This is a genomic window from Paenibacillus sp. H1-7 (assembly GCF_022354825.1).
GTDB lineage: Bacteria > Bacillota > Bacilli > Paenibacillales > NBRC-103111 > Paenibacillus_S.
Genome location: NZ_CP031168.1, coordinates 7,660,006 through 7,683,640, shown reverse-complemented (window position 1 = coordinate 7,683,640; position 23,635 = coordinate 7,660,006). Strand labels below are relative to the sequence as shown.

Here is a 23,635-nt window from a genome sequence, read left to right as displayed (position 1 = left end):
ACACGTTAACAATAGTGGCTACAGGGTGCTTTTCGGAATTCCGGGAGGCTAGCGGATGGGCTGCTTCACTAACATTATAGGAGGTTCTTTTTCATGACAGTATTGAATAAAGCGATCGAACAATTGTCCATCGACACGATCCGCACTTTGTCTATCGATGCCATCGAGAAGGCCAAATCCGGTCATCCGGGGATGCCGATGGGTGCCGCACCAATGGGTTATGAGCTGTTCGCTAAATTTATGAACCATAACCCGGAGAATCCGACATGGATCAACCGCGACCGCTTCGTATTATCGGCAGGACACGGTTCGATGCTGCTGTACAGCCTGCTTCACTTGAGCGGGTACGACTTGCCTATGGAAGAGCTGAAACAATTCCGGATGTGGGGAAGCAAGACGCCGGGTCACCCTGAAGTAGGCCATACGGCTGGGGTGGACGCTACTACGGGTCCTTTGGGACAAGGCTTCGGCATGGCGGTAGGTATGGCTATTGCGGAGGCGCACCTGGCTTCCGTTTACAATAAAGAGCAATACAAAGTAATGGACCACCACACTTATGTGATTTGCGGCGACGGAGACCTGATGGAGGGCATTTCCTCCGAGGCGGCGTCTTTGGCAGGTCATATGAAGCTTGGCAAGCTGGTCGTGCTGTACGATTCCAACGACATTTCGCTTGACGGCGAACTGAGCCTTTCCATGTCCGAAAAGGCAGCTTCGCGCTTTGAAGGCTACGGCTGGCAAGTACTTCGCGTGGAAGACGGCAACGATCTTGAAGCGCTTGAAAAAGCGATCAAGGAAGCGCAAGCGGACGAACGTCCAACCCTGATCGAAGTAAAAACGATCATCGGCTTCGGCAGCCCTAACAAAGCAGGTAAAGGCGGACATGTAGGCCCTCACGGTTCTCCGCTCGGCGTGGATGAAGTCGCTCTGACGAAAAAAGCTTACGGCTGGCCGGAGGATCAGCATTTCTTCGTACCGGAAGAAGTGCGCGCTCACTTTGCTGCTGTGAAGCAAAAAGGAATCGAAACCAACGCTGCTTGGCAGAACATGTTCAACGAGTATGCGAAAGCGTACCCTGAGCTTGCGAAGCAATTCGAAACCGCAGTGAACGGCGAGCTGCCGGAAGGCTGGGATAAAGACATTCCTGCAGCGGCTCCAGCTGAGAAAGGAACTCGTACGGCATCCGGTATCGTACTGAACGCGATTGCCAAAAACGTACCTTTCCTTGTAGGCGGCTCGGCTGACCTTGAATCCTCCACGATGACACACATGAAAGATCTCGGCGTTATGACGTCGAAGGACTACAGCGGTCAAAACATTTACTTCGGTGTGCGCGAGTTCGGTATGGGTGCAGCGGTTAACGGCATGCTGCTGCATGGCGGTTTGAAAGTATTCGGCGGAACGTTCTTCGTCTTCTCCGATTACTTGCGTCCGGCCATTCGTCTCGCTTCGATTATGAACGTGCCTGCCATCTATGTGTTCACGCATGACAGCATCGGCGTCGGCGAAGACGGTCCTACACATGAGCCGATCGAGCAATTGGCGGCATTGCGTGTAATTCCGGGCGTTACAGTCATCCGTCCGGCGGACGGCGACGAAACGGCGGCAGCTTGGCGCTATGCGGTAGAGAACAAGAAAGGCCCGGTTGCCTTGATCTTCTCCCGCCAAGCGGCTCCAAAGCTCGAAGGAACGGAACAAGCGGCTGAAGGCGTGAACCGCGGCGCTTATGTGCTGGCTGATGCTCCAAACGGCAAAGTGCAAGCGCAAATTATCGCTACCGGTACGGAAGTGCAGCTGGCGGTTGCCGCTCAGAAGCAGCTTGCCGAAGAAGGTGTACAAGTGCGCGTCATCAGCATGCCTAGCTGGGAGTTGTTCGACAAGCAGTCCCAAGAGTACAAGGATTCCGTTATTTTGCCGGACGTGAAAGCTCGTCTTGCGGTAGAAATGGGTCACTCGTTCGGATGGGAGCGCTATGTTGGCGAGCAAGGCAGCGTCCTCGGTATCGATCGATTCGGCGCATCGGCTCCTGGGCCGGTTGTTATTAAGGAATATGGCTTCACAGTGGAGAACGTGGTTGCCCGCGTAAAGCAGCTGTTGAAGTAAGAGAACCCGGCATTCGATTCGATTAGTAAGCAAACACACTCAAGCCGAACCGTGATTTTGACGGTTCGGCTTCATTCAAAGGAGCGCATTGACTTATGTCTCAATTCGAGCAAGTAACCGTGTTGACCAAAGCGAACTTTTACTTCGAAGGTAAAGTAACGAGCCGTACCGTGCTGTTTGCAGACGGCACAAAGAAAACATTGGGCGTTATGCTTCCGGGCGAGTATGAATTCGGCACGGATTCCAAGGAAATTATGGAAATTCAAGCCGGGGAGCTCGACGTATTGCTTCCGGGCGCTTCCGAGTGGCTGCATATTAACGGCACCGGGGAATTTACCGTTCCTGCCAACACGAAATTCAAGCTTCAGGTAAAGACGCCTACGGACTATATTTGCTCCTACATTGCGGAATAATAGTAGTGCTTGATGCCCTCGACTAGAGGGGAACCTGCAAAAATACCCTGCCGACAAGCAGCGAATGCTGCACGGCAGGGTATTTTATTTCGCACTGTGAATTATTGATTGGATGAATTATTGATGGTTTGAAATATAGGCTTCCAGCTGCAGACGGTCGAAGGGAGCCAGTCCCGACAGCAGACAGCCGTAGCGGAAGGTTCCGTTGTTGTCGCTCTCGACCCGGATCACTCTTCCCGTAACCGGAGGCAGACTCGCTTCCTGCGGGAAATGGATCACGACGAACATGTCCTGCGCGAGCGGGAATTCGGATATGATTTGCAGGCCATTTTCCGACAAATCATACAGCGTTCCCTGAATCGTCTGCCCCATAAAGGCGCCTTCCTGCTCCCACTGGTGAACGGATAAGTGAAGCGGGATGTTCAGCTGGATCCGGCTTGCTCTGCGGCGTTCCTCCGATACGGCGGATTTGCCGATTTGCAGGTTCATCCAGTCTTCGTAGCATTGGGCGACAGCGCACAAATCGAGCTCCCCGAGTCCCTTGCTCAAGCCCATTTGGAAAACGCCGGAGGCCGCCTTCAGCATCGGAGAAGGCATTTGGAACCGGTTGGTCACGTCGCTTGCGAGCAGCAGGTCCTTAAGCATAAGCTGCAGCGAGAACTGATTGGAGAAATCGCGGCCCACGATTTTGCCGCCCTTGAGCTCCGCTTGCTTGCTGTTTGCACTGCCGGCCAGAACGATCTGCAGAAACTGCTCGGCGTCAAGCCCGGCTTTGGTTACGATCGACAGGCCTTCGACCAAGCCAAGAGCGTTGATGCCCACCATTGTATTATGGGCGAGCTTGGCATAAGAACCCGAGCCCGTAGGGCCCATGTAAATGATTTTGCTGCCCATGGCTTCAAATACGGGGCGGTTGCGGTCCAGAACGGATTCTTCGCCGCCGATCATAAAGACGAGCGTTCCGGCATCAGCGGCAGGCTTGCTGCCGGTAACCGGAGCATCGAGGAAATCGACGGCTCGTCCCAGCAGCTCGCTGCCGATCCGCTTGCTGGTGTCGGGCGACACGGTGCTGCAGTCGATAACGGTTTGTCCGGCACGGACACCGTGCACAACTCCGTTGTCGCCGAGAACGGCTTCCAGGACGACCGCGTCGTTGCTCAGCATCGTAATGATAACGTCCACATCTTGAGCGGCTTCGGCAGGAGTCGATGCGGTCCGTGCCCCCATGCTTACCAGCTCGGCCGATTTTTCGGCGCTGCGGTTGTAAACGACAACTTCAAAACCAGATTTCAACAAATTGGCGGCCATGGGCTTACCCATTGTCCCCAATCCGATAACAGCTATCCTTTTCATCGAATCACCTCTGCCTTTATTGTAGCACTTCGCTAAATGGCTGTGAATGACGCACTTGCTTTTCCGCTGGAAAGTAAAGTATTCTAGTGAAAGCACAGTAAGGTTTAACATACTAAACAGATTGGAAAGCCGAAATTATAGGAGGATGAGAAATGAGCGCCAAACTGAGTTTTGACTACAGCAAAGCATTGCCATTCATTCAACAGCATGAAGTAGATTACCTTGCTGGGCCGATCCGGCTCGCGCACGAGCAATTACATAACAAAACCGGTGCAGGCTCCGATTACCTTGGATGGATCGACCTTCCGGTCAATTACGATAAAGAGGAATTCGCCCGCATTCAACAAGCGGCCAAACAAATTCAATCCGATTCGGACGCGCTGGTCGTCATCGGAATCGGCGGATCTTACTTGGGCGCGCGCGCCGCTCTCGAGATGCTGTCCCATTCGTTCTACAACCTGATGCCTAAAGGCCAGCGCAAGACGCCGGAAGTGTACTTCGTAGGCAACAACATCAGCTCCACCTATGTAACCCATTTGCTGCAGCTGCTCGAAGGCAAAGATATTTCCGTCAACGTTATTTCCAAGTCGGGCACAACGACGGAGCCTGCGATTGCGTTCCGTATTTTCCGCGAGCTGCTGGAGAAGAAGTACGGCAAGGAAGCGGCGCGCAAGCGGATTTATGCGACTACAGACAGCTCCAAAGGCGCATTGAAAAAGCTGGCGACGGAAGAAGGCTACGAGTCCTTCATCATTCCTGACGACGTAGGCGGCCGCTATTCCGTGCTGACAGCGGTAGGGCTGCTGCCGATCGCGACGGCAGGCATCGACATTGAAGCGATGATGAAAGGCGCAGCGGATGCGAGTGAGGACTTCTCGAGCCCGAACCTGGCGGAAAACCTGAGCTACCAATATGCAGCGGTGCGGAACGCCTTGTACCGCAAAGGCAAGATGACGGAAATTCTCGTAAACTACGAGCCTTCGCTGCACTTCGTATCGGAGTGGTGGAAGCAGTTGTTCGGGGAGAGCGAAGGGAAGGATAACAAGGGGATTTACCCGGCGTCGGTCGATTTCTCTACGGACCTTCACTCGATGGGGCAATTCATTCAGGAAGGCAACCGCACCTTGTTCGAAACCGTGATCCAGGTAGCCGATGTAGCTGATCACATTACGATCGGAACGGATGCCGACGATTTGGACGGGCTCAACTTCCTGAGCGGCAAGACGATGGATTTCGTCAACAAAAAAGCGTTCGAGGGTACGATGCTGGCGCATACCGACGGCGGAGTGCCGAACCTGATCGTCACGCTGCCGGATATGAGCGCTTATACATTCGGCTACATGGTATACTTCTTCGAAAAAGCATGCGGCATCAGCGGCTATTTGCTGGGCGTCAATCCGTTCGATCAGCCGGGCGTGGAAGCATATAAGAAGAACATGTTCGCATTGCTGGGCAAACCAGGCTATGAGAAGGAAAAAGCCGAGCTGGAAGCAAGGCTGTCGAAGTAATAGCCTCGGAAAAAGCGGTTCACCCCACGGGTGTGCTGCTTTTTTCCTTCCCGAGCTTTGCGGGTAGAGTGCTCAGCAGGCACGGATGAGAGCGCAAGCAGCAGCAATAATGAACAAAGGGGGCTTCGGAATGCTGAACCGGTACAAGACGGTCAAGCAATTCGGCATCGACGAAATTGTGATCAAGAAGTCCCGTTTTATCGGCCATGCCAAGCCGGTAGCGACAGAGGAAGAAGCGATCCAATTCATTGAGAGCATCAAGAAGGAGCATTGGTCGGCGACGCACAACTGCTCGGCCTACATGATCGGGGAGCGGGATGAAATCCAGAAGCAGTCCGATGACGGGGAGCCTAGCGGCACGGCCGGCAAGCCGATTCTGGAGGTCATCAAGAACCAGGGGCTCAAGAACGTAGCCGTGGTCGTCACGCGTTATTTCGGCGGCATTATGCTGGGTGCGGGCGGATTGATCCGGGCTTATACGGACGGAGCCGTAGCGGGCTTGGCCGCGGCCGTTCCTGTGTACCAGGTGCTCCATAAGGAAGTCATGATCGAGATTGATTATACGTGGCACGGCAAAGTGGACAACGAGCTGCGCAACCGGAACATGCTGATGGGGGAAACGTTGTTTACCGACAAGGTAACGCTGACCTGTCTTCCCTTGGCGGAGGAAGCGGACTCGTTCATCGCCTGGATGACGGACGTGACCCAGGGACAGGGCATCATCCTTCCGGGAGCCGAACGATATATTGAGCATACGGAACAGCCATAATTTACACTTATGGCTGTTTACTGTTTTTTCTATGGCTAAAATGATATTTTCTCTTGCTTTGCTGCATGAAAGTGATAAACTATTGAAGTAAGAAAGACTTATTCCAATAGGAAAGCGAGTTGAATCGCATTGGCCAGAAAAGCAGTGGCACAGGAACTGAGCCGCGAACGGATACTGGAGGAAGCGAGGCAGCTGTTCGCTGAACACGGTTATCATACTTTAACAATGCGCAGTATTGCAAAGGCAATGGGTTACAGCCATGGCGCGTTGTATTATCATTTTAAAGAAAAAGCGGAGCTGTTTTATGCTTTAGTCAATCAAGACTTTCAAATGCTGCTGGACAGACAGAAGGAGATGCTAAGCCGTACCCGGATGGGAGACCTCGGTCAGCTGGAGAGGCTGATGCTGGAGTTTATTCGATTCGGCTTGGAGAATCCATACCATTATGAAATTATGTTCATGATTAACGATTCCGATCTGCAGCTGTACGCAAGAACCGAGCAAGCGCAATGCCTCGAGCTGTTTGCGACGGTCATCCGTTCCGTTATTGCCCGGCACCCGGGGAACGAGCAGATGATGTACAGCATGCCTTGGAGCTTGTTCATGTCCATGCACGGCTTTATCTCGTACAATATCCGCTACCGTCAAAGCTTTGCCGACGTGAAGAAGCTGGCGGAGCAGCATGTCAAATATTTGTGCAGCGGCTTGACGCCTGCGTCTGCTGCCCAGCCGGTTCCTCAGCAATCGCCACAGCTTGTTCACGTAGCTTTGTAAGCGCTTGGAATGGCAGTACAGACTGCTTCCTCATGACCCGTCACGGACACATGTTGATGTACAGCAAGGCGGCCGGTCTGCGGGAACACGCTGGCTCAATACGCCTGGACCGCCGGCATAGGAGCTGAGCTGCATGAAAGGCTTGTGCGCGAAGTTGTCCGAATCGTGGTACAATGAGATAAGCCAGCCGGATTACATGTGGCGCAGGAGGTGTGCCGGGGACACGCGTCCTTCGGTCGGACGGCTGTTGAGCCTCTTGCAGCGGAAAGGACAGGGACACGGATGAACTTATCTCAGAATACGTTGGAAAATACGGAGTTTATGATCGAGGAAATCAAAAAGAAGCTTCGCATGGCTACAGGAGCCGCATTGAAGGCTACGTTGCTGAATGACGAGCAATATGAGGATTTGCGCGACATTTATGAAATGGTTGCCAGCAAGTCGAACTTCAGTATCAGCGAAATCGAAGCGATTACTTCGGAGCTCGGGCGGTTACGCAAAGCATAGCGAGAGTAACCGGGCTATTCTTCTATATTTGGCCGAGTAGGGACAACTGAACAAGCAATCGTTTGTCTCTCTCCGTACTATATAGCGTAGTTCAATGAATCAGGACATTTGTCCTGCGCTTATATTGATGGAGGTGGACATACCGTGCAGAAGTCAGTTCTCAAAAAGGACGTCCAGAAGTTGATCGGAAAAACGATTTACGCAATGAAAAAAGACGGTACTCAAGTCAGCGGAAAGCTTGTTCGTGTAAGCGGCAACCAACTTGTCCTTGCACCGCAAAAAGGCAAACAAGTCAAAACGTCGGCAATAGTACCTCTTGTTTTGTTTGACTTGCTGGCCATCGGAACGTCGCCTTTTGCCTTTGGCGGTTATGGGTATGGCGGCGGCTTCGGCTATCCGTATGGCGGCGGTTTTTACGGCGGCTTCTGGTAAGCCGGAGAGCCTCGAACTACCGGTAATAGCACTCTAACTTGCAGTAAGCATGAGCTTATCCGCGCCCTTCGTCGGCCTGCGGGTGAGCTTTTTTTCGTCCCGAGCGAATTCGATCGACGAGCAGATACAATATTGGAATCAGCTCAAGGGTAATGACAAGTGCGATCAGACTGCTTATGATCACCTGATTGGTTTCGGCGGTAGATTCTACTATAAACAGGGAGACGCAGGTGACGAGCAGAACAGTAGAGAGCGTTAAGGGCCTATGGTCTTTTAGCGAAAACAGATGCGACAGGTTAATGATGACAAGATAGAACAGGAAGCTGATTTTTATGAACAGGCCGGTGATCCACAGGGCGATAAGAACGGGATCCAAATTTTCGAAGAAAGCGCTGGCATGAATATACCGGATCAGCTCCAGCTCGGGATAGGAGAGGTAGCTCATGAGCTCGGGACCGAAGATGAGTATGGCCGGAACGATGTTGGTCAATATGATGAGAACGGCCGAAAAGGTGGCCCATATGACCGTTTTCATGGTCTTTTCGAAATTCGAGATTTTAGGAAAAATGTACAGCAGAAAAGCCGTTTCTCCAAAAAGAGAAGCGTTGGCCCACATGCCGTTCCACGTCTGCCGAAAATCAAACCGGTTCACCAGAGCTAGCAGCATTTCCGTGTTCATTTCCTCCTTGACGAAAAAAGGGGTGATGAGTACGCCCAGAACGCTGATGAAAAAGATGCCCTGAGCGCTTCGGAAAATCGTCTCGATTCCGCAGCGGACGGCGGCAACGAAGCATAAGCTGAACAAGGCTCCGATCGCCCAATTCGGCGTCCCCGGCAAGTACACTTGAATGATGAAATCCTCCAAGTCATGCATAATAAAGCCTGTGGTGAACATTAAGCCGACGATCAAAAAAATCAGCAGCGGATAATGCACCCATTTGCCTACAATCGTTTTGCCATAATCGCCAAAGTATTGATCTGGGCGTCTGCGGGCGAGACGGATCGACATACAGCTGATCACCAGGGACAGGCATCCTCCCAGAATAATGCTGATCCAGGTCATGTAGAGAGACGACTTGACGACGTAATTGGCATACAATCCGAGTGTGCTTGTAAATAAATAGATGGAAAACATCATGTACAGCTGTAATTGAGTGATTTGCCTCATTACGGCCGCCTCCTTTTCAGGGACCTATTTTTATCCATTGCTGAACGGGGCTGAAGACGGCATCGATCCCGTCGGTGATTGTCCATTGTTCCCTGATAAAGTAGAGCACTTCAAGACAAAGCAAACAAAACGCCGTATAGCCCAGTACGATAAGGATCGTTCTTTGCTTGCGCCGTTTGGAACGCAAATACCGCCATTCGTAGCATGCGATGAGTCCGTACAAAATGACCGCCATGACCGTCATTTAGTTCCCTCCGATCCAGTTGGTCTGCTGCTGGGTTCCCAGGTATTTGATATGGATGTCGGCATTGACGTTGACAGGAACCTGCTTGTCCCCATAGAGCTCGATCCAACGGGACTTCATTGCTTGCCAATGCTTCGGGTAACGCCACGAAACGTGCTGGCCGAACTGAAAAGCATCCGCCTTCATTTCGATGGTCTTATTAATCATATCCATGATTCGCTTTTGAACCGCCGCTTCGAGAAGGCCCTCGAGAATTTTTAATTGACTGGGGTCTTCCACGTTCAAATCCGTATCCGAGGCCAAGATTCTGGCCACTCCGCTGCATTCAATTCCGATATGGACTTGATCGTTTTGGAGGTAAGGCTTGATTTTGGTAAAGCTGTGCTCGACATAAAAGCTAACTGTGCCTTCATTCGAAGGGGAGGCTACCGTCATTTCCGCATTTTCCAGCTGCCCCAATACCCATAAGGCCCCCCGCATGCCCTTTACGCCGACGGTTGCCGCCAGTTTGGTCTGACGGAAAATCGCGGCTCCGCCGACTCCCATCCAATCTTGTATTTTGCCCGGCTCGCTTTGAATGGCTTTCGGGGTAAACGAGAGCAGCGGCAATACCATGTCTCCGCCGCCGGTGACATCAGCCATCAGAAAGTCCTTTACGGTAGTATTAATGGTTTCATGCTGCCGAACATAGGCGGTCAATATATCAATAGGAAACCGTTCGAAGACCACGGGGATGCGAGAGAGCTCTTTCCCTTGCCCCTCGGTTACAAACATGCTGGCGTTAATATGGATCCGCGGTTCTCTGGCCAGAAACTGCAGCACTTGTCCAATTCCCTCCTGGGCCAGCTCTTTCCCAATAATCACGACACTGGTTTGCCCTAATGTGATTTTACGCGACAAATCAATCTGGATGTTGCGAAGAGCCTGCTCCACATCGATGCCTTCCTTGGAAACAAACGTATAGGGGGCTCCTTTTTGCTGGCCTCCGCTGGTCATGCCGGGGATCATCCGGTTAGGCAGCGGAAACCCGACGGTCAGCTCGATGCCTTGCTTGCCTTTATCGAAGATGAGCAGCCGTGCAAAGGCGCGGTCGTTCAATTCTATTGTTGACCAGCAGCCGGCCAACGGAATAAGGATCGAGAAGGCTCCAAGGATAATCACGATGCGCTTGATCAAGGACCTCGTTCTCAATCCTCGTCCTCCTCCTCTTCACGCACCCATCTGCGGGTTTGCTGACCTTGCCGCCGGGTCCCCGGTCCCTGCAGGTGCGGTCGTCGCTTCATCAGCCACCAGGGCGATCTAACGAGCGTATCCTTCAAATCGCCGGGAACTAATGGCGTAATCGGCGATAAATACGGGGTGCCGAAGGAACGGAGCGAAAGCAGGTGCAAATAGACCAGGATTAAGCCGCAGGCAATGCCGAATAGCCCGAATATTCCCGCCAGTAGCATAATGGGAAAACGGAGCAGACGGAAGGCAAGCCCTAGGTCGTAGTGCGGGATTATGAAGGAAGCAATACCCGTCAAGGAGACGATAATGACCATGGCTGCCGATACGATCCCCGCTTGGACTGCAGCGGTACCGATGATCAAGGCGCCGATGATCGACACGGCTTGGCCTATAGACTTAGGGATGCGGATAGCCGCTTCGCGCAGCGCCTCGAACGCCAGCTCCATAAGGAAGGCTTCCACAAGAGCCGGAAAGGGCACGATCTCCCTGGACGAGGTGATGGTAATAAGCAGCCGCTTCGGGATAATCTCGGGATGAACGGTAGTAACCGCAATATATGTCGACGGAAGCAGCAGCGAGATGAAAATAAACACAAACCGGATCCAGCGAATCCAGGTCGACGAAATGTAACGCTGGTAATAATCCTCGGCGGATTGCATCAGCATGAAGAAGGTGACCGGCGCAATCAGAACGATCGGCGTACCGTCCGTTACGACGGCTATACGTCCTTCCAGCAGCGAGGCGACAACGATGTCGGGCCGTTCCGTATACTGCAGCTGAGGAAACGGCGAATAAGGGTTATCCTCAATGAACTCCTCCAAGTAGTTGCTGCCCATGACTCCGTCGATATCGATCTCCGACAGCCGCTTCATCAGCTCCTGCACAAGCTCGGGCTTGCATATTCCTTCTATATAGCTGACGACGACATCGGTTTTCGTCCGCCGCCCTATTTTCAGAAATTCCATCTTCAATTCCGCCGTCTTGATTCTGCGGCGAATCAGCGTCGTATTCGTTTGCAAGGATTCCACGAACGATTCTCTCGGGCCGCGAATGACGGATTCGTTAGGGGCTTCATCAATCGCCCGTTTTTCGTAGGAGGTGACGGGGAAATTCAGCATGCGGACGTCGCCTTCGACAAGGAGCAGGGCGTGTCCGTCCAAAATCGCCTGCAGCCCTTGCTGCATCGAGGTTTCCACTTGAAGCGACGTAACGGGAAAACGGCCGTAGTCAAACAGCTGCCGCCGCAAGTCAGCTCCATCGGACGCAGAAATATACAAGACGGCCTTCAGCACGTCCTGCTGCAATGTTTCCTGATTAACCATGCCGCGAATAAACACCAGAGCGCACGGCTGATCGGCGGCTGCCGTAAACGTACGGTACACGATATCGGCAGTGTTGTACAGCTTGCTTTGAAGCCAGCTCAGCCTATCTTCTATATGAACGGATACGGAAGCTTCTTCCTCTAACAGTTGGGTAGAGGGTTGCGGCTGCCGTTCCTGTCGGGGGGATGTCTTGATTTTGCGCCTGAACCATGAGTAAACCGACATCGCTTATACCTCTTGAGTGGAGTCTTCGTTTGTTTAAGGGTTTGCCAAAGCTCGTTTTATTATTCTTAATATGGAAATCGATCCAGTTTTCGGAGCGAGGCCGTCATGACATTCATCTAGGTGAACATAGAAAAGCCATCTCTTACCGTAATGGATAGAGATGGCTTTTGCTGGGGGAAATATAGATTTTACTGACTATCCGGAAGCTACATTCCGCAGCATTTCTTGAATTTTTTGCCGCTGCCGCATGGACAAGGATCGTTTCGTCCGACTTTTTTCCCTGTAGAGAAATTGATTACGTCGGCTTTTGGCGCCGTCTCGCCATTCTTGCTCGCGGACAGCTCGCTTGGAGCATAGCCTTTGATAGACCATTGCTTCGTATTGTTGTGCAGCGTGATGATATGGCTCATGAAAGACTTGACCAAATCCAATTCATTGATTTGCAGGACGCTCTGCAAAAATTTGAACAGGTCGTTCGGGGAGTGCCCGAGCCGGATGCCGTATACGCATTGCTCCACGAGATGATCCGCTTCTTCAGGCGAAATCGTGAAGGTTTTGCGCAAAAAGGTAATGAACGACTGATAGCTTGGATTCCGGTCGACGAAATCCGGCTCTCCTGCCTGAAGCAGCTGCGCCTTGGTAAACGGGCAATAAGGCAGATCCTTGCGCGCTTCATGCTCGGCATGCAGCTGTTCAGCGGCACGCACTTTCCCGTAGGCCAAGCCTTTGGATGTGAAATACAGCTGCAAATGGAAATGAGCCGCTTCCATCAAGACAGAGTGTGATTGGTAATACAGCGGCTTAACGCCGGTATGGCGCTCGATCATAGCCGACCATTCATCGGTACTGAGAACGCCGTAGTAGTGCAGCAGGCCCTGCGTAAGCTGTATCAGCTCCGTATTGCTCCGTACTGACTCCTGAATTTGGCTGGAATCCAGCTGTTTGTAGCTTGCCATGATTTCCTTCGGAATGACCAGCGTTCTTTTCCCTTGGTACGTGCCGGAGTAAATCAGCCCTCTGTCTTTAAAATAATCAAGCTGATGAAGCTCCAGCGGCATCATAGCCAGTCCTCCGCGATCAGCCAAATGCTTGAATATTTTGTAGCGCGTTTCGTCCCACTGGTGCACCTGCAGTGCCAGCAAGGCCGGAATTTTCTCGGCCAGAACGGCGGCGAGCTCTTGCTTTTTCAACGAGCTAACGCCTTTAATATCCCATTGGGCGCGAATCTCGGATAATTCGTTTTTCGTTAAGGTGTTGAAATACTCGGCTAGCGTAAACGGGATGCTGATGTCGCTCCAACGCTTATCCGTCTCTTTCTCTACCGTTTTTTTGCGCGGTTCCTTGGTCTGTCCCAAGGCGTTTGACAGCTTTGTCTCTTCTTTTGCGCTCAGCTGCTTGTCCATTATGTTCTCTCCCTTTCTGAGCAGGTAAAAGCCCCCGTGGGTTACTAGGGGGTAGTTGTCCATACTATGAGATTTTATCGGAATCCATCCGTACAGTTTGAAGATAGACGTCTGCCGCGTCTAACTGCTCATTGGACATTATAACATAGATCGCACCGATTATATCATTTGCTAATAATCCAAGGTTGAAATACCGTGTCAAGGAGCCATAGAGGCCCCTGTGACACGTTCGCGGTTACAGTGAAGGGGGGAGATGGACCGGTTATTTGCGGCTCCAATCCTGCACATTCCACACCTGGGTTACCCAATCGGCATAGAAGTCCGGCTCATGCGATACGAGCACAATCGTCCCTTTATACTGCTGCAGCGATTGCTTGAATGCTTCTTTGGCCCGAGCATCGAGATGATTCGTCGGCTCGTCGAGCACGAGTACATTGCAGGCAGTCAGCATCAGCCTGCACAACCGGACCTTGGCCTGCTCGCCACCGCTCAAGGAGCTGATACGCTGCCGGATATGCTGCTCCGTCAGACCGGACATCGCCAGCGCCTGGCGGATGTCCTTCTGCGTAAGGTCCGTACGGTACGACAGCAGCAGCTCCAAAGGCGTCTCCTCCGGCGCCAGCTCCTCCTGCGCGTAATACGCCTTCGCAACCCGCTCGCCCCACAATACGACGCCGTCTATCGGCTGCAAGTAACCGAGCAGCGTTCTCAGCAGCGTCGATTTGCCGACGCCGTTATAGCCGATGACGGCGATTTTGTCTCCGCGGCGGATTTGAAGCTCCATCGGGGCGAGCAGCGGTTCACGGTAGCCGATCGTTAGCCCGCTGGCCTCCATCACGCGGGTCACGGGCTCGGCATGAACGGAGAACGAGAAGCGGGGCCGCGGCACCGCATTCGGTCTTTCGATCCGTTCCATTTTATCCAGTGCTTTCTCGCGGCTTTTCGCTTGCTTTGCTTTACGGATTTTGTTCTTTTGAATAAAGCTCTCCAGCCGGTCGATCTCTTTTTGCTGCCGAATATAGGCGTTGTGCAGCTGCTCCTTGTTCTGCTCATAAGTCTTGAGGAAATTAGCATAATTCCCTGCGTACCGCTGGATAGTCCGGTGCTCCAGATGATAAATCGAAGACGTAATTGCATTCAGAAACCGTTCGTCATGCGAGATTACGAGATAAGCGTGCTCGTAGCTTTGTAAATACTCAATGAGCCAGTCGATGTGCGAGTCGTCCAAATAATTCGTCGGCTCGTCGAGCAGCAGCACATCCGGCTCCTCCAGCAGCAGTCTTCCTAGCAGCAGCTTCGTGCGCTGCCCGCCGCTCAGCTGTCCGACATCTCTGTCGAGCCCCAGCTCGGCAAGACCTAATCCGGCCGCAACCTGCTCGATTTTGGCATTCAAACCATAAAAGCCGGCCAGCTCCAGCCGGTTTTGCAGCTCGCCGTAGCGGGTCAGCCAGTGCTCCAGCCTGCCGTCGGCCGCCGCCATCCGTTCCGCCGCCTCCATCATCGCTTGCTCGATCTCGTACAGATGGGCGAAGGCGGTTTGCAAATATTGCAAAATCGTAGTGCCCGACTCCAAGTCGGTATGCTGCTGCAAATAGCCGATTTGGATATGGGGCAGCCAATCGATTCGTCCCGCGTCAGGGATCAATTCTCCTGCCAAGATCCGCAGCAGCGTTGATTTGCCGGCCCCGTTGCTTCCGACAAGTCCTGCATGCTCGCCTCGAACCAGCCGGAAGCCAATTTGATGAAAAACGACTTTATCTCCGTAAGAATGGGTCAGTTGCTCAACATGTAACATACTCATATTCGTTCTCTCCTTTTTGCGCTTTGAGGGTTCAAAGCCAACCGGGAGAACAGCTTAACAGCGCCGCTGGACTGCAATGGATTGCAATAGGCTGCAATAGTTCGCAGCAGCTCGCATAGATAAAGGCATATTCGGTTCACACCGCATTCTGGCGTCACAAAAAATGGGCAAGGCGAACAAACGCCTTACCCATACAAATACGATTTGTAAGAAAAGGAATAGGTTCTTTATCTAACTGCTCTTCGGTTGGCTTATAGCTGAAAATGGGCAGACTTCTCCCGTTTACGCCAAAACCCGTTGAAGAACAGTCGATAAAATTAGCATTCCTTTCCACCTCGTTAAAAGTAATTTGGAGTCATACGCTAACAGTATACTTAGCGGTTCCGGATCATGTCAAGGAGAGGCCGTCACGATAGCGACTCCCAGCGCGCCCAAAGCTCCTCCGGATTCACTTCATAAACCTCGTTTTCTCTGTACATAAACTGGTGCATAATGAATTCCCTGCGGATCGTGGCGTAGTCTTCATGGAAGCCGGAGATGAATTCATTCAGCTCCTTCTCGGTGTACTTCCTGCCTTTATCCAGCTGCGAGACGAGACGCTCGAGGACGATCAATTTTTTTTTCAGCTGGGAAGGGAGATGCTTTAAGGCACCGTCGGCCGTAAAAAAGTTTTTGATAACAGAATGCTCCAATAGCTTATGCTGTTCGTCCAGCATGTCCATTCCTCCCGGAGTGCCTTTCCGATAGATGAAATCGGACGTGGCGGTGGAATTGTTCTTGATAAAGTAATGGTTCAAGGAAAAAAAGATCGTATTCTTATCCCTGCGTTCGTTAATTAAACTGGCTTCCCGCAGCTTGGCGGCATGATGAGTGATCGTAGCGGGAGTGACGAATAATTTCTCGGCCAATATTTGGCCGTTCAGCTCTCCTTCGGCAAGCAGGACCAGCATTTTGATGCGTGTCGGATCGGCCAGCGCTTTATGGTAGAGGACGATTTTATCCAGCTGCACAATAATACCTCCTTCAAATTAAATATAACAATCAATAAATTTAGTCATTATCTAATTTAACAAATATCTAATAACATATTACTGGAAAATATTGCTGCTGTCAACGGAGCTTTTATGCATGTAAGGAGGAAGGAGTCTGGATGCTAGTGGACTGCGGCTGCCCGGACCGACAACGTCATAAGAACAGAAGAAGTGGATTCCACCCGAGAATGAAATCCACTTGAGTCAACACGGCTGATTCAGGAGGGAGGATGGCATAGACAAGGGGCTGTTAAGGCTGGAGCAAATGCAGCAGCAGTGACTTTTGAACGTGCATCCGGTTCTCTGCTTGCCGGTATATTATCGAACGCTCCGATTCAACGAGCTCCTCTTCGATTTCAAAGCCGGGATGTATAGGCATATCATGCATAATGTAAGGGGAATATCCGTTAAGATTCTTCCTGTTCAACTGATAAGGGAGCATCTGCTCGATTCTTCGATTTCGCTCTGTTTCATAACGAGGGTCGCGGAAAAATTCCATGTCGATCCATGTATCCGTATAGACAAAATCAGATCTCGAAACGGCTTGAGACAGCTCGTGTGCGTTTTCTACAAGCCCGCTTTGATAAGCAAGCTGCATCAGCTCGTCATCCCATGCCGGGCTGTTAACGATGGGGGTGACTAGCAGAAGCTTGATTCCCAGCGAGACGCATCCTGCTACCAAAGAGTTGGCAACATTGTTATGAATTCCGACATAAGTAACGGTTATTCCCGAGAAAGTTCCCGCTGTTTCGTAGATGGTCATGAAATCGGCTAATGCCTGGCACGGATGGTATTTGTCGCAGCATCCGTTGATCACCGGGACAGTGGAGTATTTGGCCAATTCCAGCAGATCGGAGTGATGTTTTAGCCGCGCCATGATGACATCGCAGTTCCTGGAAGCATAACGGGCTTCATACTGAATCGGGGAAATGCTGAAATTACTAGAATCCCAATCCATAGGGACAGCGTATCCTCCCATTTGATTCATACCGGATTGAAACGATAGGCTTGTTCGGGTCGATGTTTTTTGAAACAGCATCAGGAGGCCCTTTCTTTCACACGCATGGTAAAAAGACTCAGGATGCTTCTTTATCTCTAATCCTTTTTGAAAAATGGAAAGAAGAGCAGGCTTATCCAGCTCTTTTAAAGACAACAGATGTTGCATGAGGTCACCCGCCTATGATTAGTATATTTATGCAAAATAATGAATATAAATTCAATTTAGCTTGGCGAGCCGTGTTTTGTCAACACATCCATCTTATCATTTCACTTGAGTATCTAATCGAGCAAGATTGGTTAGAAACGATTTATTCCATCAATCCGCCGGCATGGTTGTGGTAAAATTGGGTAAAGAAGTCATGGTGGGGTGAGCTTATGAAACGAACCGAGGTTTCCTTCGATATCCATACGGTACCTGCGGCGGTAAGGCAGCATATTGAAGGCGCTGTGATGTATGACAGCAGCTGCTCCGAGCTTGCAAGAACCTACCTGGCCATGGGCGCGGAGCGGACGTTCTTGAAAATCGGCGCGAAAGGCGCTCTGGAGCGGGAGTCGGCGATGATGCGGTTTTTGAACGGCCATAAGATCGCACCGAAGGTGATTGCCTATGAGACGGATTCGGCCAACGACTATTTGCTGACGGAAGCGGTTCCGGGTGAGGATGGAACAGAAGCTGTTCATTTGGAAAACCCCGCTAAGCTCGCTGCCGTATTCGGCGAATCTTTGCGGATGCTTCATACGCTGCCTGCAAAGGGGTGCCCGTACCCGGACAGGACGGCTGAAATGATCGAAGACATCAAGCGGAAGAGGGACAGCGCCGACATCTTATTCGAGTCCGGGTATCAGCCCAAGGACGACGTCATCATTCACGGGGACTACTGCCTGCCTAATATTATTATGGACCGGTACGCCTTCAAAGGATTTATTGACGTTGGCTTTGGCGGCATAGGCGACAAGCATTACGATTTGTATTGGGGGCTATGGACGCTCCTGTACAATGTAAAGACAGACCGGTATCACGATATATTCCTGGAAGCTTACGGCAGGCAGGATGTGGACGCCGAAGGGTTGGACTATTTCACCAAGCTGGTTCAGCTGTCGGACTAGACTAGACGCTTGACTAGTCCTTCCACAATCGTGTCAGGGCGGGGGTACCATGTGCAAAAGTAAGCTGAAATACATCGGGATTGGACAATGCTTCCCATTCCTTGAAGCCGAAGCGGCTGTCGTAATAGTTCAGTAGGAGCGAGATCAGGTTGCCGTGGGAGACGAGAACGGCGTTGGCATACTTCCCGGCCAGAATGTCCGTTACTACGCCGACGATCCGTGACGTGGCCGCTCTGCTGGATTCCCCGCCCTCGAAGCATAAATCCGGTTCATCGTACGTTCTGCGCAGCATATCGCGCCATTCGGGATGATGGTGACCCGAAAGGATTCGTTCCTGTAACCGGTCATCCAAGACCATGTCCATGCCGAGTGATTCCGCCAAAGGAGCAATCGTTCGGTAAGCCCTTACAAAAGGGCTTGAAACCATGTAATCTACTTGCTTATCCAAGAAGAAATCGACGAGCTGTCTAGCTTGATTCATCCCAATCCCTGTAAGCGGGGCATCGGCAGCCTGTCCCTCGGCTTTGCAATGGCGTACTATGTAAATGGTCGTCAACAGCTTCAACTCCTTTTAGTTAAGGGGAACGAGATGAACGTGAGAGAGTCCCTTTACCAGTTTGTCTGACCGGGGCTGTACAAAACGGAACTAATAAACAAGAGGAGCCGAAGCCCCTCTAGGTTTAGTCATGAAGTATGTCGAAATGGGACCTTGCCGGTCAGTCAGTCATCGATCGGCTAGATCGGCTAGCCTATTACATTTTGTATAAAAGCTTCCAAGCTCGCGGTATCCGTAATGTTGCGGTTGCATTCGTGACTATCTATGCACAAGTAGTTGCCTATTGCTTTGTAATAGTCGGGGGAAGCATTGGCCGGGCGCGATTTGGTCGTCGCTGTAAATAAGGTGACGTTACTGCTGCGGTTGCATAAGAAGCAATAGCCCTTCTTGTTGGTTGGCGAAAATTTGCCTTCGATCCCCACCGTCTGCCCCTGATAAGGATAGACTATGAACAATTTATTGGTGGAAATATCGATCCAGCCAAGATAGGTGGCGTACCGGTTATCTATCGAATGTAAATCGGGAAGCTTGAGCTTCTTGTTCTTCGGAAACAGCTTCGTAATTTGTTTCTCCGTGACCTGAGGAAACGAAGTCATATATGGTTCCAGAGAGCTCAAATACTTATGAAACTGCTCCGCGGTCTGCAATCCCTCTATTGCCTCGAACCTTAGCTTCTGTTCGTCCGTCAACTCTGGGAACAACTCCATAATTTTGGTTATGGTGCTGTATCTTACGGACTCCACTACTTTCGGGTCGGCAGCCGTTCGGCAAGCTTGCTCCAGAATCCCTACGTGGCGTTTAATAAAGTTATATTGATGGTTTCTAATATATGGTTGTGTCATGTGAGCTTCACTCCTTATTTATGTTAAAACAAGCCAAATAAGGTGCAAAGCCGAATATTAGAAACGATAATAAGCTCATTCGGGCGATATTTAAGAAGCCGCCCCATGCAAAGAATCGCCTCTAATTCTTAGGCTTTGCATGAGCCGATATGGTTACAGCAATCTCGAATTGCCATGCTTACCACCTCCCCTTTACCCCAAAACTATAAATTATTTGCCCTTTGATTACAATGGTCATTTTTGTTTTTTAGTTGTTTATTCGTTTAATCTGTATGGAGGATGACTACACTGGCTTGTAAAGCTTATCGAGAACGATATCGAGAGGTACAGCCAATATGCCATCAGAGCATCCATTACATTCGTTTGTCCAAACGGCGATGCAGCAATTGAAGGAAACGGTCAGTGTCAATACGGCCGTGGGGGATCCGGTTGTCGCCCCGGACGGAAGCATCATTATTCCGGTGTGCAAAGTGAGCTATGGCTTTGTTGCGGGAGGGAGCGAGCTAGGAATGTATTCTCGGGAGCACCTTGAGGCGGGAAAGCCGTTTGGCGGCGGTACCGGGGGAGGAGTGTCCGTAACGCCGCTGGCTTTTTTGATCATAGGAAAGAACGGGGTGCAGACGGTTTCGCTGGAGCAGGGAAACAGCCTGTACGGCAAAATGCTCGATTTAGCCCCACAGCTATTGGATAAGCTTCAGGCCATCCTTCTTCAATATACAGAGAAGCCGTGAGCAGCTAGTGATACATAACGGATCCGGGCTGTTGCTCATCCGCATAGGTTTCGAATGGGAAGCCGGCAGCCGATGACTCGTCTTGAGGACGGTCGGCGAGCCGGTTTTTCTTGTCGATCAGCAGCTTGGCGTCGGATTGGCTTCGGACGCGGGGGGCTTCGTTGTCCACCATTCGATATTGCCCGTCGGAAAGCAGCTGCCGCGCTCTTACATTGTCCTCCAGCAGCAGCGAAAGCAATTGGAAGAGAAGGGACTTCTGCTCCGTGTCGCTAACAGGACACATCAATTCAATCCGACGGTCTAGATTTCGCGTCATCATATCTGCGCTGGACAGCCAAATTTGCGGACTGCCGTCATTTTCGAAATAAAAGATTCGCGAATGCTCAAGAAACCGGTCTACGATGCTGCGTACCGTAATGTTCTCGCTTAAGCCGGGAATTCCCGGCCGCAAGCAGCAGATGCCGCGGACGATCAGATCGATATGCACACCGGCCTGCGAAGCGGAGTAGAGCATATCAATCATTTCACGGTTGGATAATGCATTCATTTTGGCGATCATGCGAGCCGGCTTGCCTGCGGAAGCATGCTCCGCTTCCCGTTGTATGCATTGGAACAGCTGCTGCTTTAGATGCGTAGGAGCCACGCTCAGGCAGTTCCAGCTCGGAACGGCGAATCCCGTAATTTTGTTAAATAAATTGGCTACGTCTTCTCCGATCTGCGGATTGGAGGTGAAAAGGCCGATATCCGTAAAAATACGGGCGCTGACCTCATTGTAATTGCCGGTTGCCACGTGCACATAACGCTGCAAGGATCCGGCTTCCCGGCGTACTACCAGCGTCATCTTGGCATGAATCTTCAAGCCCGCCAGCCCGAATACGACGTGGCAGCCGGCTTGCTCCAATTTGCGGGCCCATTCAATGTTTCTCGCTTCATCGAAGCGCGCTTTGAGCTCGACGACAACGGTCACCTGTTTGCCCATTTCCGCAGCGCGGCTCAGCGCCTGAATAATATGGGAATCGCCATTGGAGCGGTACAAGGTCATTTTTATAGCAAGAACGGACGGGTCGTTAGCGGCCTGCTGCACAAAATCATTCACGCAGTCAAACGATTCATACGGATGAAATACCATGACATCCCGGCTGCGCAGCACCGAGAAGAAATCGGCATGGCTCAGTTCCTGCGGATAGATCGGGTTGAATGCCGGGTATTTCAAATGATCGTATCCGGACAACGAGAAGGAGAAATCCATCAGAAAGCTTAAATCAATAGGTCCGCTGCTTGTCAGCAAGAGATGATCGTCGTCGATTTCCAGCTCCGCTTCCAGCAGCTTCAGCACATGAGGATTAAAGCTGTTCTCCAATTCCAGACGCACCGGTGCTCCCCATCTTCGGGTTTGCAGCGCTCTTTCCATTTCATCCAGCAAATCCTCTGCGCCTTCCTCATCCAGCGTCAAATCCGCATTTCGGGTCAGGCGGAAGGCATGGAGGGAGACCGGTACATATTGCGTAAACAGCCTATGAATATGTTGTTTGATCAGTGCTTCTATGAGAATAAACCGTCTCTCAGGATGACCTTCCGTGGAGGAAACCTCGATATAGCGAGGCAGATTCGCCGGGATTTCGACCAGTGCGAGATGGGCTTCCGAATCCGGATCCGTTTTCCGCTGCTTTAAAATGACTGCGATATAGATGCTCTTGGAGCGAAGCAATGGAAAAGGACGGCTGCGGTCCACCGCCAAAGGAGTCAGCACCGGCAAAATGCTCTCCATATAATACTCCTCCAGCTTCTGCAGCTCGGCAGAATCCAATGCTTCCATATCCGTAAACATAATTCCGTTATCCTTAAGCTGCCCGCAAACCTGATGAAACGACTTATATTGATCCTCGACCAATGTATTTATCATTGCGATACTTTTGCGAAGCAGCGCTTCCGGCACATAGCCTGTAAAATCGGCGGTACGATCGCCTGATTTCACTTTATCCATGATTCCCGCTACACGAATGCTGACGAACTCATCCAAATTGGTGGACACGATGGATAGAAACTTCATTTTTTCCAACAGCGGCGTGCTATGATGTTCCGCTTCCTGAAGAACGCGCCGGTTGAACTGCAGCCAGCTGAGCTCGCGGTTCATATAGCGGTTATCCGCTATCGTCAGGTCTGTTATGGTTTCCACTATAGCCAACACCGCCCAAACTTATTTTCGAAACAAGATCGATCTGAGCTTTTGAAACAGCTGCCAGGTTGCGCTGCAGCGAAACGAAATTACCGATTCCTCTTGATCCTGATTTAACATAGCCAACAGCTCCTATACGGAATGTAAAGAGAAGTGAAATAACCCGCTATACGACCTAGCGAGTTATTATGAAAGCTGTATAAACTCAGCCCGTTATTGCTGGTTAGGCAATACTTCCTCTGTTGTATGGACCGCGGACCTTGCCATATTATTCACTAAAGGATTGTTTACAAGAGCCTGTCCCGCTTGTTGACCGATAGTTTGTCCAAGGCTGTTGCCAAGCAAACCCCCGACAATCGAGCCGACTACTGTGCCTACACCCGGCATCACACTCGTTCCGAGAAGGGCTCCATACTCCACTCCGGCCATAACGCCTAAAGCGCCGGTTACGTTACCGGATGTTTTCACCGCATATTGCTTCTTGTCCATTTCTCCGCTGGTTAAGCTTCTGGTGTCTTGGAGTTGAGTCAGTCCCCCAGAGATAAGCCCTGTCCAAAGGGATCCGCCTTGCCACATATCCATCGTCTCCTTAAGTTATAAATAAGATTGTGATTAAAATTGTGCCACCATTATTGAAAACTATAACTGGAATAATCAAGGAGAATTATCCTAACCGATGCTCCGTCGATTTGTCGTTTTCTGTGCTCTTAGTTTGCAGAAGGGACGAAGCTTCCTTGATTTGATCCGTTATCTCAAGCAGGGCTCCAGCCCCTTTTACCGCAAGCTTACGTGCGGCCTTTCTCGCCTCCGGTGAAACTGCGAAAAGCACTCCGGCTGCCGCCAGCGCGATACCATATGGAAGTAATTTAGCCATAATAAACTCACCTTTCCATTATTTTGTCTCAATGCAATTTATAATCAGGCTTCCATAAAAATGCAAT

23 protein-coding genes are annotated in these 23,635 nt (G+C 51.1%); 9 read left to right on the top strand and 14 right to left on the bottom strand.

Annotated elements, in window-relative coordinates:
* Nucleotides 1-93 precede the first annotated feature (93 nt).
* Together tkt and ppnP are read left to right on the top strand one after the other, a co-directional pair.
* Nucleotides 94-2,103, top strand: coding sequence for a transketolase (gene tkt, locus DVH26_RS33865; protein ID WP_239630013.1), 2,010 nt, complete (start codon nt 94-96; stop codon nt 2,101-2,103).
* 95 nt (nt 2,104-2,198) lie between these two features.
* Nucleotides 2,199-2,516, top strand: a complete 318-nt coding sequence (ppnP, locus tag DVH26_RS33860) for a pyrimidine/purine nucleoside phosphorylase (RefSeq protein ID WP_239630012.1) — start codon at nt 2,199-2,201, stop codon at nt 2,514-2,516.
* A 117-nt stretch (nt 2,517-2,633) separates the two neighbouring features.
* Here the strand turns inward: ppnP and DVH26_RS33850 are convergent, their stop codons facing one another.
* A complete protein-coding gene (locus tag DVH26_RS33850) occupies nt 2,634-3,869 on the bottom strand; it encodes an NAD(P)-binding domain-containing protein (RefSeq protein WP_345774023.1) in 1,236 nt (411 codons plus the stop codon).
* A gap of 152 nt (nt 3,870-4,021) precedes the next feature.
* Here DVH26_RS33850 and DVH26_RS33845 point away from each other — a divergent pair, with 152 nt between their 5' ends.
* From DVH26_RS33845 to DVH26_RS33825, 5 genes are all read left to right on the top strand, one after another.
* Nucleotides 4,022-5,377, top strand: coding sequence for a glucose-6-phosphate isomerase (locus DVH26_RS33845; protein ID WP_239630011.1), 1,356 nt, complete (start codon nt 4,022-4,024; stop codon nt 5,375-5,377).
* 130 nt (nt 5,378-5,507) lie between these two features.
* Entirely contained in the window at nt 5,508-6,146 is a 639-nt protein-coding gene (locus DVH26_RS33840; RefSeq protein WP_239635583.1) for a YigZ family protein, read from the top strand.
* A gap of 129 nt (nt 6,147-6,275) precedes the next feature.
* On the top strand, nt 6,276-6,920 hold the full coding sequence (locus tag DVH26_RS33835; protein WP_239630010.1) for a TetR/AcrR family transcriptional regulator: 645 nt from the start codon (nt 6,276-6,278) through the stop codon (nt 6,918-6,920).
* 282 nt (nt 6,921-7,202) lie between these two features.
* Complete coding sequence (locus tag DVH26_RS33830; protein WP_239630009.1) at nt 7,203-7,427, top strand: DUF1128 domain-containing protein; 225 nt, start codon at nt 7,203-7,205, stop codon at nt 7,425-7,427.
* 144 nt (nt 7,428-7,571) lie between these two features.
* Nucleotides 7,572-7,859: a hypothetical protein gene (locus tag DVH26_RS33825; protein ID WP_239630008.1), complete on the top strand. Its 288-nt coding sequence runs from the start codon at nt 7,572-7,574 to the stop codon at nt 7,857-7,859.
* Nucleotides 7,860-7,914: 55 nt separating this feature from the next.
* On the opposite strand, the gene DVH26_RS33820 is transcribed toward DVH26_RS33825, so the two are convergent.
* From DVH26_RS33820 to DVH26_RS33785, 8 genes are all read right to left on the bottom strand, one after another.
* Nucleotides 7,915-9,027, bottom strand: coding sequence for a GerAB/ArcD/ProY family transporter (locus tag DVH26_RS33820; protein WP_239630007.1), 1,113 nt, complete (start codon nt 9,025-9,027; stop codon nt 7,915-7,917).
* 16 nt (nt 9,028-9,043) lie between these two features.
* Entirely contained in the window at nt 9,044-9,271 is a 228-nt protein-coding gene (locus DVH26_RS33815) for a hypothetical protein (RefSeq protein WP_239630006.1), read from the bottom strand.
* Complete coding sequence (locus DVH26_RS33810) at nt 9,272-10,462, bottom strand: Ger(x)C family spore germination protein (protein ID WP_239630005.1); 1,191 nt, start codon at nt 10,460-10,462, stop codon at nt 9,272-9,274.
* On the bottom strand, nt 10,459-12,048 hold the full coding sequence (locus tag DVH26_RS33805; protein WP_239630004.1) for a spore germination protein: 1,590 nt from the start codon (nt 12,046-12,048) through the stop codon (nt 10,459-10,461). Before DVH26_RS33805 ends, DVH26_RS33810 begins: the two co-directional genes overlap by 4 nt.
* Before the next feature lie 206 nt (nt 12,049-12,254).
* Nucleotides 12,255-13,451, bottom strand: a complete 1,197-nt coding sequence (locus DVH26_RS33800; RefSeq protein ID WP_239630003.1) for a YecA family protein — start codon at nt 13,449-13,451, stop codon at nt 12,255-12,257.
* Nucleotides 13,452-13,713: 262 nt separating this feature from the next.
* Entirely contained in the window at nt 13,714-15,252 is a 1,539-nt protein-coding gene (locus DVH26_RS33795) for an ABC-F family ATP-binding cassette domain-containing protein (protein ID WP_239630002.1), read from the bottom strand.
* Between the two features lie 407 nt (nt 15,253-15,659).
* Entirely contained in the window at nt 15,660-16,262 is a 603-nt protein-coding gene (locus tag DVH26_RS33790; protein ID WP_239630001.1) for a DUF2087 domain-containing protein, read from the bottom strand.
* A 271-nt stretch (nt 16,263-16,533) separates the two neighbouring features.
* On the bottom strand, nt 16,534-17,448 hold the full coding sequence (locus tag DVH26_RS33785; protein ID WP_239630000.1) for a Rossmann-fold NAD(P)-binding domain-containing protein: 915 nt from the start codon (nt 17,446-17,448) through the stop codon (nt 16,534-16,536).
* 209 nt (nt 17,449-17,657) lie between these two features.
* On the opposite strand from DVH26_RS33785, the gene DVH26_RS33780 reads away from it, so the two are divergent.
* Complete coding sequence (locus DVH26_RS33780) at nt 17,658-18,389, top strand: aminoglycoside 3'-phosphotransferase (protein ID WP_239629999.1); 732 nt, start codon at nt 17,658-17,660, stop codon at nt 18,387-18,389.
* Between the two features lie 13 nt (nt 18,390-18,402).
* On the opposite strand, the gene DVH26_RS33775 is transcribed toward DVH26_RS33780, so the two are convergent.
* A complete protein-coding gene (locus DVH26_RS33775) occupies nt 18,403-18,945 on the bottom strand; it encodes a histidine phosphatase family protein (protein ID WP_239629998.1) in 543 nt (180 codons plus the stop codon).
* 188 nt (nt 18,946-19,133) lie between these two features.
* Nucleotides 19,134-19,787 carry a FusB/FusC family EF-G-binding protein gene (locus DVH26_RS33770; protein ID WP_239629997.1) on the bottom strand — a complete coding sequence of 218 codons (654 nt, stop codon included), beginning with the start codon at nt 19,785-19,787 and terminating at the stop codon, nt 19,134-19,136.
* Between the two features lie 335 nt (nt 19,788-20,122).
* Between DVH26_RS33770 and ytfJ the strand changes: the two genes are divergently transcribed.
* On the top strand, nt 20,123-20,518 hold the full coding sequence (gene ytfJ, locus DVH26_RS33765) for a GerW family sporulation protein (RefSeq protein ID WP_239629996.1): 396 nt from the start codon (nt 20,123-20,125) through the stop codon (nt 20,516-20,518).
* A gap of 4 nt (nt 20,519-20,522) precedes the next feature.
* On the opposite strand, the gene ppk1 is transcribed toward ytfJ, so the two are convergent.
* The 3 genes from ppk1 to DVH26_RS33750 all read right to left on the bottom strand — a co-directional run bounded on the left by ppk1 (nt 20,523) and on the right by DVH26_RS33750 (nt 23,568).
* Nucleotides 20,523-22,652 carry a polyphosphate kinase 1 gene (ppk1, locus tag DVH26_RS33760; RefSeq protein WP_239635582.1) on the bottom strand — a complete coding sequence of 710 codons (2,130 nt, stop codon included), beginning with the start codon at nt 22,650-22,652 and terminating at the stop codon, nt 20,523-20,525.
* A 255-nt stretch (nt 22,653-22,907) separates the two neighbouring features.
* Complete coding sequence (locus DVH26_RS33755) at nt 22,908-23,270, bottom strand: glycine zipper domain-containing protein (RefSeq protein ID WP_239629995.1); 363 nt, start codon at nt 23,268-23,270, stop codon at nt 22,908-22,910.
* An 88-nt stretch (nt 23,271-23,358) separates the two neighbouring features.
* Entirely contained in the window at nt 23,359-23,568 is a 210-nt protein-coding gene (locus DVH26_RS33750; protein WP_239629994.1) for a hypothetical protein, read from the bottom strand.
* Nucleotides 23,569-23,635: the final 67 nt, after the last annotated feature.

Bases quoted from the DNA above. Each gene is read 5' to 3' on its own strand.
- ppk1 (WP_239635582.1), bottom strand. From the start codon at position 22,652: ATGAACCGCGAGCTCAGCTGGCTGCAGTTCAACCGGCGCGTTCTTCAG.
- tkt (WP_239630013.1), top strand. From the start codon at position 94: ATGACAGTATTGAATAAAGCGATCGAACAATTGTCCATCGACACGATC.
- DVH26_RS33850 (WP_345774023.1), bottom strand. From the start codon at position 3,869: ATGAAAAGGATAGCTGTTATCGGATTGGGGACAATGGGTAAGCCCATG.
- DVH26_RS33780 (WP_239629999.1), top strand. From the start codon at position 17,658: ATGAAACGAACCGAGGTTTCCTTCGATATCCATACGGTACCTGCGGCG.
- DVH26_RS33840 (WP_239635583.1), top strand. From the start codon at position 5,508: ATGCTGAACCGGTACAAGACGGTCAAGCAATTCGGCATCGACGAAATT.
- DVH26_RS33845 (WP_239630011.1), top strand. From the start codon at position 4,022: ATGAGCGCCAAACTGAGTTTTGACTACAGCAAAGCATTGCCATTCATT.
- DVH26_RS33770 (WP_239629997.1), bottom strand. From the start codon at position 19,787: ATGACACAACCATATATTAGAAACCATCAATATAACTTTATTAAACGC.
- ytfJ (WP_239629996.1), top strand. From the start codon at position 20,123: ATGCCATCAGAGCATCCATTACATTCGTTTGTCCAAACGGCGATGCAG.
- DVH26_RS33820 (WP_239630007.1), bottom strand. From the start codon at position 9,027: ATGAGGCAAATCACTCAATTACAGCTGTACATGATGTTTTCCATCTAT.
- ppnP (WP_239630012.1), top strand. From the start codon at position 2,199: ATGTCTCAATTCGAGCAAGTAACCGTGTTGACCAAAGCGAACTTTTAC.
- DVH26_RS33755 (WP_239629995.1), bottom strand. From the start codon at position 23,270: ATGTGGCAAGGCGGATCCCTTTGGACAGGGCTTATCTCTGGGGGACTG.
- DVH26_RS33750 (WP_239629994.1), bottom strand. From the start codon at position 23,568: ATGGCTAAATTACTTCCATATGGTATCGCGCTGGCGGCAGCCGGAGTG.
- DVH26_RS33785 (WP_239630000.1), bottom strand. From the start codon at position 17,448: ATGCAACATCTGTTGTCTTTAAAAGAGCTGGATAAGCCTGCTCTTCTT.
- DVH26_RS33830 (WP_239630009.1), top strand. From the start codon at position 7,203: ATGAACTTATCTCAGAATACGTTGGAAAATACGGAGTTTATGATCGAG.
- DVH26_RS33805 (WP_239630004.1), bottom strand. From the start codon at position 12,048: ATGTCGGTTTACTCATGGTTCAGGCGCAAAATCAAGACATCCCCCCGA.
- DVH26_RS33795 (WP_239630002.1), bottom strand. From the start codon at position 15,252: ATGAGTATGTTACATGTTGAGCAACTGACCCATTCTTACGGAGATAAA.
- DVH26_RS33800 (WP_239630003.1), bottom strand. From the start codon at position 13,451: ATGGACAAGCAGCTGAGCGCAAAAGAAGAGACAAAGCTGTCAAACGCC.
- DVH26_RS33815 (WP_239630006.1), bottom strand. From the start codon at position 9,271: ATGACGGTCATGGCGGTCATTTTGTACGGACTCATCGCATGCTACGAA.